The 9,611-nt window shown below is 72.0% G+C and carries 8 protein-coding genes; 3 read left to right on the top strand and 5 right to left on the bottom strand.

The annotated features are described in order from the left end of the window. Positions 1 to 253: 253 nt before the first annotated feature. Positions 254 to 1,432 (top strand): ADP-forming succinate--CoA ligase subunit beta, encoded by a 1,179-nt coding sequence (sucC, locus tag H0488_RS19050; RefSeq protein WP_183100815.1) that lies wholly within the window; start codon positions 254 to 256, stop codon positions 1,430 to 1,432. Between the two features lie 14 nt (positions 1,433 to 1,446). Beyond that, positions 1,447 to 2,343, top strand: a complete 897-nt coding sequence (sucD, locus tag H0488_RS19045) for a succinate--CoA ligase subunit alpha (RefSeq protein ID WP_183100814.1) — start codon at positions 1,447 to 1,449, stop codon at positions 2,341 to 2,343. A gap of 312 nt (positions 2,344 to 2,655) precedes the next feature. Here the strand turns inward: sucD and H0488_RS19040 are convergent, their stop codons facing one another. The 5 genes from H0488_RS19040 to H0488_RS19020 all read right to left on the bottom strand — a co-directional run bounded on the left by H0488_RS19040 (position 2,656) and on the right by H0488_RS19020 (position 8,414). Beyond that, positions 2,656 to 3,021 (bottom strand): VOC family protein, encoded by a 366-nt coding sequence (locus H0488_RS19040; RefSeq protein ID WP_183100813.1) that lies wholly within the window; start codon positions 3,019 to 3,021, stop codon positions 2,656 to 2,658. A 54-nt stretch (positions 3,022 to 3,075) separates the two neighbouring features. Beyond that, a complete protein-coding gene (locus tag H0488_RS19035; RefSeq protein WP_183100812.1) occupies positions 3,076 to 3,816 on the bottom strand; it encodes a hypothetical protein in 741 nt (246 codons plus the stop codon). Positions 3,817 to 3,828: 12 nt separating this feature from the next. Continuing rightward, the gene (locus tag H0488_RS19030) at positions 3,829 to 5,886 is read right to left on the bottom strand and encodes a hypothetical protein (RefSeq protein WP_183100811.1); all 2,058 of its coding nucleotides are present in this window, start codon (positions 5,884 to 5,886) and stop codon (positions 3,829 to 3,831) included. After that, on the bottom strand, positions 5,879 to 6,391 hold the full coding sequence (locus H0488_RS19025) for a SigE family RNA polymerase sigma factor (protein WP_183100810.1): 513 nt from the start codon (positions 6,389 to 6,391) through the stop codon (positions 5,879 to 5,881). The genes H0488_RS19030 and H0488_RS19025 overlap by 8 nt, the downstream gene beginning before the upstream one ends. Positions 6,392 to 6,518: 127 nt before the next feature. After that, on the bottom strand, positions 6,519 to 8,414 hold the full coding sequence (locus H0488_RS19020; RefSeq protein ID WP_183100809.1) for a SigE family RNA polymerase sigma factor: 1,896 nt from the start codon (positions 8,412 to 8,414) through the stop codon (positions 6,519 to 6,521). A gap of 130 nt (positions 8,415 to 8,544) precedes the next feature. Here H0488_RS19020 and H0488_RS19015 point away from each other — a divergent pair. Continuing rightward, positions 8,545 to 9,611 (top strand): cell division protein PerM (locus H0488_RS19015; RefSeq protein WP_183100808.1); only part of this gene is annotated, 1,067 nt, incomplete at its 3' end.

The raw sequence follows: 9,611 nt of genomic DNA, 5'->3' as shown, positions 1-9,611 counted from the left end.
GCGCCCCCCTACGGCGCCCCGACGTCAGTGACCATCTGGTGACAGCCCGGTGAATCGAACGCCGACCATATCCGATCCCGAGCGAGGGCCGAAATCCCCCGAACCGCCCGCGGTGGAAATATACGGGTCCGGGATGTAATCCAGGTCACGTCCGGAATGGGCACCCTCGTCGCGACCGGCGCCGCCCGACTAGGGTGCCCGAGGACCCGCACTGCAGCGCGGCCCGCACCCGAACAGCTGAGGACATATACCAGTGGACCTGATGGAGTTTCAGGCGAAGGAGCTCTTCGCCAAGCACGGGGTGGCGACCACCCTCGGAGTGGTCGTCGAGACCGCCGAGGAGGCGAAGGCCGCCGCTGAGCAGATGGGCGGCGTGACAGTCGTCAAGGCCCAGGTCAAGGCCGGTGGCCGCGGCAAGGCAGGCGGCGTCAAGCTCGCCAAGACCCCCGACGAGGCGTTCGAGCACGCGAGCAACATCCTCGGGATGGAGATCAAGGGCCTCACCGTCAACCGGGTCCTGATCACCCCCGCGACCCCGCCGGAGGAGGAGTACTACTTCTCCTTCCTGCTGGACCGGTCGAACCGCCAGTACCTCTGCATCGCGTCGGTCGCCGGCGGCGTCGAGATCGAGGAGGTCGCCAAGACCAACCCCGACCTCGTCAAGAAGATCGCGATCGACCCCGGCTCCGGCGTCGACGCCGACAAGGCGCGGGCGATCGCCACCGAGGCCGCCTTCCCCGAGCCGGTCTTCGAGCAGGCCGTCGAGATGATCGAGAAGCTCTACAAGGTGTTCGTCGAGGAGGACGCGACCCTCGTCGAGGTCAACCCGCTCGCCCGGCTGGCCGGCGACAAGCTCGAGGCGCTCGACGGCAAGGTGTCGCTCGACGACAACGCCTCCGAGGTCCGGCACCCGGACCACGAGCAGTTCGAGATCCGCGAAGAGGCCGACCCGCTCGAGGCCAAGGCCAAGGAGCTGGGGCTGAACTACGTCAAGCTCGACGGCCAGGTCGGCATCATCGGCAACGGCGCGGGCCTCGTGATGAGCACCCTCGACGTGGTCGCGTACGCCGGTGAGAAGCACGGCGGCGTCAAGCCGGCCAACTTCCTCGACATCGGGGGCGGCGCCAACGCCCAGGTGATGGCCAACGGCCTCGACGTGATCCTCAACGACCCCGACGTGAAGTCGGTGTTCGTCAACGTCTTCGGCGGCATCACCGCCTGCGACGAGGTCGCCAAGGGCATCGTCGGCGCGCTGGAGATCCTCGGCGACGAGGAGAACAAGCCGCTCGTGGTCCGGCTCGACGGCAACAACGTGGAGCTCGGTCGCCAGATCCTCGCCGACGCCAACCACCCGTTGGTGACCGTGGTCGACACCATGGACGGCGCGGCAGACAAAGCGGCCGAGTTGGCATTCGCCGGCCTGGGCGCCTGAGAAGGGACGAAGACATGAGCATCTACCTGAACAAGGACTCCCGGATCATCGTCCAGGGCATCACCGGCGGCATGGGTGCCAAGCACACCGCGCTGATGATCGACTCGGGCGCGACCATCGTCGGCGGCGTCAACGCGCGCAAGGCCGGCACGACGGTCACCCACAAGGACCATGACGGCAACGACGTCGAGCTCCCGGTGTTCGGCACCGTGAAGGAGGCGATGGCCGAGACCGGCGCCAACGTCTCGGTGCTGTTCGTGCCGCCGGCCTTCACGCAGGCCGCCTGCGTCGAGGCCATCGACGCCGAGATGCCGCTGATCGTGGTCATCACCGAGGGCGTCCCGGTGCAGGACACGGCCGAGGTCTGGTCCTACCTGCAGGGCAAGAAGACCCGGATGATCGGCCCGAACTGCCCCGGCATCATCACGCCGGGAGAGTCGCTGGCCGGCATCACGCCGCACACGATCGCGGGCAAGGGTCCGGTCGGTCTGGTGTCGAAGTCCGGGACGCTGACCTACCAGATGATGTACGAGCTGCGTGACTTCGGCTTCTCGACCGCCATCGGCATCGGCGGCGACCCGATCGTCGGCACCACGCACATCGACGCGCTCCAGGCCTTCGAGGAGGACCCGGAGACGAAGGTCATCGTCATGATCGGCGAGATCGGCGGCGACGCGGAGGAGCGGGCGGCCGACTACATCAAGGCCAACATCACCAAGCCCGTCGTCGGCTACGTCGCGGGCTTCACGGCTCCCGAGGGCAAGACCATGGGTCACGCCGGAGCGATCGTGTCCGGCTCCGCCGGCACCGCGGCCGCGAAGCAGGAGGCCCTCGAGGCCGTGGGCGTCAAGGTCGGCAAGACGCCGTCCGCGACCGCCGCGCTGGCGCGGGAGATCCTGCAGAGCCTGTAGCACCCACGCTGGTCGAGGAGCTCGCGCAGCGAGCGTCACGAGACCGAGGACACCTCACGGGGTCTCGTGACGGTCGCTAGCGCGACCTCCTCGACCAACGGCTCAGCCCTGGTGGCGCGACCTCCTCGACCAACGGCTCAGCCCTGGTAGCGCGACCTCCTCGACCAACGGCTCAGCCCTGGTAGCGCGACCTCCTCGACCAACGGCTCAGCCCTGGTAGCGCGACCTCCTCGACCAACGGCTCAGCCCTGGTAGCGCGACCTCCTCGACCAACGGCTCAGCCCTGGTAGCGCGACCTCCTCGACCAGCGGCTCAGCCCTGGTGGCAGACCGCCTCGATGTTGTTGCCGTCGGGGTCGCGGACGAAGGCGCCGAAGTAGCGCTCGTGGTACTCCGGCCACAGCCGCGGCGCGTGCAGCGACTCGGCGCCGAGGCTCAGCGCGGCGTCGTAGAAGGCGCGGACGGCGTCGGGGTCGGCGGCCTGGAACGCGACGTGGACCTCCCGGTTGGGCGGCATGTCGTCGTAGCGACTGAGCCAGAAGTCGGGCGTGTCCTTGCCGTAGCCGATGGCCACCTCGAAGTCCATCAGCTTGGTGTAGCCGAGGGTGGCGAGGACGGTGTCGTAGAAGTGCTTCGATGCGTCGAGGTCAGCGCAGTTGATGCCGAGGTGATCGATCATGCGCCGATCCTGGCACCGGCTACCGACACCGCCCGACAGCCTCACCCGACGGGATCAGCAGCCGTCGACGGCGAAGGTGCACATCGCGGCGATGACGGCCTCCGCCTCGGCTGCCGACCTGTGGACGTTCCGCTCGAGCGTGCCCGGCGGTCCGGCGCCGCCCTCGCCGTGGTCGGCGGTGACGAGCACGGCGAGCCCGACTCGCACGAAGTGCCAGGCGCCCAGGTAGGTGGTCGGGTAGCCGTCGTAGGTCTCGGTCGCCGCGACCGCCCACGACTCGTCGCCGTACGAGGTCCGGTCGAGGGCGTAGGTCGTCGTGGACTGCGGGTTGCTCGCGTGCTCGGGGCACGACCGGTAGGTCGCGACGAGCGCGTCGAGCGCGGTCGAGGCGGCGGCCACCGTGGGGTACGACGTCAGCTGGCGGCTGCGGAAGTCCTCGATGTCGGCCCAGTCGGCACGGAGGCGGTCGGCGGGCTCGGGGTCGGCGGCCGGTACGTCGCACGGTGCGAGGTCGAGCGCGGGCAGGGTCCGGTTCGGTCCGGTGAGTCCTGGCTGGCCGGGTTCGCCGGGTCGACGCGGCCACCCCGCCGTGAGCGGGAAGTCGTCAGGGATGACCCGTGACGGGGCGGGCCGGGTCGACGGGGCGGGTTCCGCGGACGAGGTCGCGGGTGTCGTCACCGGGTCGACCGCCGAGGACTCGTCGGCCGGGTCGTCGGATCCACCGCAGCCGGCGAGGGCCAGGGCGGAGGCGGCGACCACGGCCACGAGACGACGGGGCGGCCCGGGGAGCGGCATCGCGGTCGTTCCTCAGCAGCCGGCCGCGGCGAACACGCACATCTCGTCGGCGATCAGCCGGGTGAGCTCGACCTGGTCCGGGGCTGCCTCGGCCTGGTAGTCGGCGCTGTACTCGCCGCTCCACTCGACCGCGAGGACCGCGTTGCCGACCCGGACCACGGTGTAGAGCTGGCCCGCCGGTGCCCCGACGTTGTCGACCACCTCGTAGGTGTAGCCGAAGGTGACCGAGTCGTAGCCGGTGTCGGAGTTGAACGTCCGCCACAGGCGGTCCGACAGGCCGTCACCCTCGCTGTCGCGGTCGCAGCCCATCAGCTGGGTACGGAGCTTCTCCATCAGGTCGAGGGCGTCCTGGACGGTCGGGTAGGCGCGGATCGTCCGTCCCTCGTAGCCCTCGACGGAGGAGACCGAGTAGCCGAGCTCGTGCTCCGCGTCGGGGCGCTCGGCGTCGGGCATGGCGAGCGCTGCGCGGCAGGCCGTCTGGGGGCGGACGCCCGCGACGTCGGCGTCGGGCCCTTCAATGGTCGTCTCGCCGTCCTCGACCGGGGGCTCGGAGAGCGCCAGGTCGAGAGGGAAGCCGTCGGGGATCGAGGTGACGCCGGCGGGCGCGGACAGGTCGGGTCCGCTGCTGCCGGAAGAGCCGCCCCCCTGCAGGTCGTTGAGCGCGGCCACCACGTCGGCGAGGTTCTCCCGTGTCACCGTGGCGAGGTCCATGACGGTGTCACCCGTGCCCTCGTCGCTGGCGACGTCGACGACGACGGCGTTGCCGACCCGCACCACGTTGATCGCGACCCGGCCGATGCCGTCCGACGCCCGGGTGATCACCCAGGACTCCTCGCCGATCGCGCCCTGGCCGACCTCGGTGGTGAACGTCGGCGGCGTGCCGTTCTGGTCGTCGGTGGGGCAGCCGGAGTAGACGTCCTGGACCGAGTCGAGGAACCGGGCCGCCTCGGTGTCGTCCGCGAACAGCAGGACCTCCCGGACGTAGGCGCTCGAGCCGAGGGACAGCCGGGTGGTCAGCCGGTCGACGGAACCCGGGTCGGTGGCGGACTGGTCGCACGCCGTCAGCTCGCCGGCCGGGATCATCGCCTGGTTGTCGATGCTGGGCGGGGTCAGCTGGAACTCGGCGCTGCCGTCGTCCTCGGGCCAGCCCGAGGTGAGCGGGAAGTCCGGCGACAGGGCGGTCGGCCAGTCGGTGCCGTCGGACGGCTCGACCTCGGTGGGGCTCTCGTTGCCGATCGCGAGCTGCTGGGCGGCGTCGGGGAGCATCTGCTCGACCGGCGTACCTTCCTCCCAGTTGTAGTCCTGGCCGGGGACGATCTGCGTCAGCACCGCCACCCGGTCGCCGCTGACGACGACCCCGGTCTCGAGGAAGTAGGAGAAGTCGCCGAACGGGTCGATGCTCTCGTCGACCGGTCCGTACGTCGACACCTGCGCCTTGGCGGTGCCGTCGACCGGGATCGGCACGGTGGTGAACCGGCCCGCGCCGTACTCCTCGGCGCCGGGCGGCAGGCAGTCCTGGAGCCAGCCGTGGATCGCGCCGGCGGCGGCCTCCGCGTCGGTAGCGGTCGGGAACTCGGCGATGATCTCGTTGAGGTGCACGGTCGGCTCGATCTCCTCCGACGGCAGGACGACGAAGTCGAAGTCCCGCTTGAACACCTTCTCCGCGCCGAGACCCGCCATCGACTGCTGCGTGCACGGGCTGAAGGCCGACTGGCCGTCACCCGGGTAGGTGTCGCGCACCCGCCAGTCGGAGCCGCCGTTGGGGTAGATCGCCTGCTCGTCGGTGAGCAGGTTCTCCTCGCTCAGCGCCGCGGACGGGACGGGGTTGGTGTCGGTGACCGTCGGCTGCGGCGTGACCGGCGGCTCGCCGTCGTCGGAGCCGTCGAGCGTGAACGCGACCACGGGCACGGCGCCCGCCGCGACGACCGCGGCGCTGGCCCCGGCGATGACGGCGTGCTTGCGGCGGCGGATCCGGTCGCCGCGGGCGCGGACCTCGGAAGCGGGCAGTGGCATGGGTGCGCCCTCCAGCGCCTCGCCGAGACGGGTGAGCTTCTCGATCGGGTCAGACATGGCTCATTCCTCCAGCCAGACCGCCATTGGTCTCGTCGGTCAGGAGCGCGGCGAGCGCGGTGCGTCCGCGGCTCAGCCGGGCCTTGATGGTTCCTTCGGGAACGCCGATCTCGGCCGCGATCTGGTGGATCGGGAGGTCGGCGATGTGGTGCAGCACCAGCGCCTGGCGCTGGGCCTGGGGCAGCTGCCGCAGGGCGGCGACGAGCGCGACGTGCGACTCGTCGATCCCCGGCGTCTCGGTCGCGGCGCCCACGGCGCGGTCGACCGGACGCTTCGCGAGCCGGGTACGACGCCAGCGGCTCACTGCGAGCCGGTACGCCGTCGTACGGACCCAGGCTTCGGGGTACTCCGCCCGGTCGAGCTTCCGGCGGTTCGCCCAAGCGCGTGCGAAGGCCTCCTGCACGCACTCGGTCGCCTCGTCCAGGTTGCCGATCATGGCGTAGACCTGACTGGTGATCCGACGGAACGACGCGGCGTAGAGCTCGTCGAACTCATGTGCCTCCACGGCCGTCCCCCTCTCGCCCGAGTCCGGGCCCGAGCCCGGAGTGTGTGTTGTCGATAGTGGTACGCCCGGGCCCCGGATCCGGTTGCATCCGGTCCGGCGATTCCTGGGGGACTTCGGCGCGGGCGGCTCAGCCGGCGTACGGCGGGAGCTGCGGCAGCCGCTCGAGCGCGCGTTCGGTGAGCTCGACGAACTGGGCGTCGCTCATCCGGGCGCCGGGCGCGGACACGAAGACCAGCTGCGACACCGCCGATCCGCTGCGGAGGAACGCGACGGAGTACTCCACGGTCCGCTCGTCGGGGAGGCGGGTGCTGAGGTGCCAGGCGGTGAAGGACTCGTCGCCCTCGTCGTGGGCCCGGAGGATCCGGACCTCGGTGCCGGAGCTCGCGTCGCGGTCGGGGCAGCCGTTGATCGCGGCGCGGTAGTCGTCCAGCAGCGCGCCCGCGGTCTTCGCGGGCAGGGCTGCCACGGCCTGGGTGAGCCCGAACTCGGCGGGCAGGTCGCTGTCGACCTTGACGAAGGTGCGCACCAGGTCGGTCTTGAACCGTTCGCCGTCGTACTTGTCGGCGAGCACGGGGTGCACGCAGCCGAGCACGTCGATGTCGGTGCGGGCGTTGGTGATCTCCTGCGGCGGCGTGCCCATCCAGGGCTTGGCCGGGTCGCCGACGAAGGGCAGGTCGACCGGTGACAGGAGCGCCGGCACCTCGCCGGCCGCGAACGGCGGCACCGGCTCGACGTCGGTGCCGTCGGCGCAGCGGCCGGCACGCGGGAGCCGGCAGATCTGGTCGACGGCGTCGCCGAGCAGCGTCGCGAGACCGGGACGGTTGGCCGACTCGGGCAGCACGTCGGTCTCGAGCGCGACTGCAGTCGTGAAGAGGCCGGTGCGCGCGACGCCGATGACGTACGACGTGGGCTCGGGGTGCTGGTCGAAGAGGACGAACATCGCGGACGCGTCGCCGATGCCGGGGGTCGACAGGGTGTCGACCAGACGGAGGCCCGGCGTCAGGCAGTCGGCCATCCAGCCGCGCAGCCGGTGGTAGGTCTTCCGGGCCCGCTCGGGGGTGCGGGACGCCTCGACCACCTCGGTGAACCGGCGCGACGCCTCCCCGGTCGGGCCGTTGCGGAAGACCCGCACCCAGGCGGCGCTGCCGCGCGGGTCGGCGTAGCGGGCGCCGGCATCGCCCGGCTGGCACGGCAGCACCACGCCGTTGCCGATGGAGTTGTCGTGGGTGGGTCCCTGCCTCCAGTCACCGACCAGCGTGCGGCGTACCGGGTCGATGGTGAGCAGGCTGGTCTCGGGCAGCACGACGTCGGGTCCGGGGGCCGCGACCGGGCCGGCGTCGGGCCCGACCGTCGACTCCCGGTCGAGCGTCGGCCGGACGCCGGTGGCGTCGGTGACGACGGCTCCGCTCGCGACCAGTGCCGCGACGACGGCGCCGGCACCGACGACGGTGTGCATCCGGCGCCGGGCTGCGCCGGCCCGTCGGATGATGGTGACCCGCGGCCAGGTGACGTGGCCGATCGCCACCGCGAGCGAGCGGAACTCCATCGGGATCGACGCTGCGGGGATGTCCTTCTGGGTCGCGAACTGAGCGGCCGCGGTCTGCAGCTCCCGCTCGGCCACCTCGCTCGACAGACCGATCTCGCGGGCCATCTCGTCCATGGAGACGGCGGCCAGCTGGGTGAGCAGGAGGGCGCGGCGCTGGGGGCCCGAGAGCGCCGCCAGGGCGTCGAGGGTCGCCCGGCTGTCGGCGTCGAGCTCCTTCTCCTTGTGCCACGGCCGGGCCGAGGCCCGTCGCGCCGCGTGCCGCCAGGCGTGCGGCCGCACCGAGGTCTCGGGGTCGTCGAGCCGCGAGACCTTGCGCCAGTGGTGCCACGCCACGACGAACGCGTCGCGCACCGCGCTCCTGGCTGCGCCCAGGTCGCCGGTGAGGGCGAAGGTCTGGAGGAGCAGATGGTCCCGCGCCGCCTTGTAGAAGGCGTCGAACTCGGCCGTCGGGTCGGGCGGGAGGGCGGTGTCGTCCATGACCGGACCAAGGTACGACGCCGCGGCTGGTCCGCTCCAACCGGCGCCGCTCCTCGGTCAGTGCCGACGGCCGGCGACCGCGGCGTGGCACCGCCGTTCCGCCCCTGCCGGGCGTGAAGATGAGGGGGTCATGACGTCGCTGCACTCGCCGCCAGCCTCCCGGTCGGCCGCGCGCCAGGAGGCCCGGCAGGAGTCCGAGCTCCGGCAGGCGCTGGTCACCCGCCGTCCGCTCGTGCCGACCGCGACCCTCGGTGGCGCGCTCGCCGCCGCCGGACCGCTGCTCGTCTGCATGGCGATCGCCGTGGTGGGCTGGTTCCTCACCGACGCCGGCGGGCACGGCACTCCGAGCGGGGCGCTGCGCGTCGGCGCCCTCGGCTGGCTGGCGGCCCACGGCTCCGGCGTGAGCATCGAAGGCGTCCGGCTGACCGCGGTCCCGCTCGGGCTCACGCTGCTCTGCGCCTGGTCGGTCTGGCGGGTGGGTCACCGGGTGGGGGAGTCGATCTCGGGTCACGGCCCCGACGCCGACCGGATCGCCGACGGCGAGCGCGACTGGACGGTCCCGATCGCCGGCGGCGTGTTCACGGTGGGCTACGTGCTGGTCGGCGTGGTCGCCACGTCCCTGGCCTCGACGATCGAGACCGCGCCGAGCACCGGCCGGGTCGTCGTCTGGTCGGCGCTCATCGCAGCCGGCGTCGGCCTCCCGGCGCTCGCCCGCGGCTCCGGCCGCGCCGCGATCTGGGTGCCGGCGATCCCTGCCGCGATCCGCGACGCGGCAGCCTTGGTGCGCACGATCCTGCGGGCCTGGCTGGCGGTGGCGCTCCTCGCGCTGGTCGTCGCTCTGGTCCTGGACTTCTCGACCGCTGCCAACATCGTCTCCCAGCTCGATGCCGACACCGGCGACACCGCGATGCTCGCCCTGCTCACCCTCGCCGTGATCCCCAACGCGGCCCTCTTCAGCGGCGCCTACCTGCTCGGCCCCGGGTTCACGGTCGGCACCGGCACCCTCGTCTCACCCGGCGCCGTCGTACTCGGGCCGCTGCCGCTCTTCCCGCTGCTCGCGGCGCTCCCGGACGCCGGCCCGACGCCGGGCTGGACCGGGTGGCTGATGCTGACGCCGGTGCTGGTCGCCTTCGTCGCGTCCGCGTTCGCCCACCGCTCCCGCCCGGCGGCCGCGTGGGGCCAGGCGGCCATCCGTGG

The organism is Nocardioides pelophilus (assembly GCF_014180685.1).
Lineage (GTDB): Bacteria > Actinomycetota > Actinomycetes > Propionibacteriales > Nocardioidaceae > Nocardioides > Nocardioides pelophilus.
The sequence above is the reverse complement of the archived record's forward strand: the minus strand, read 5'-3'. Positions and strand labels throughout refer to the sequence as shown.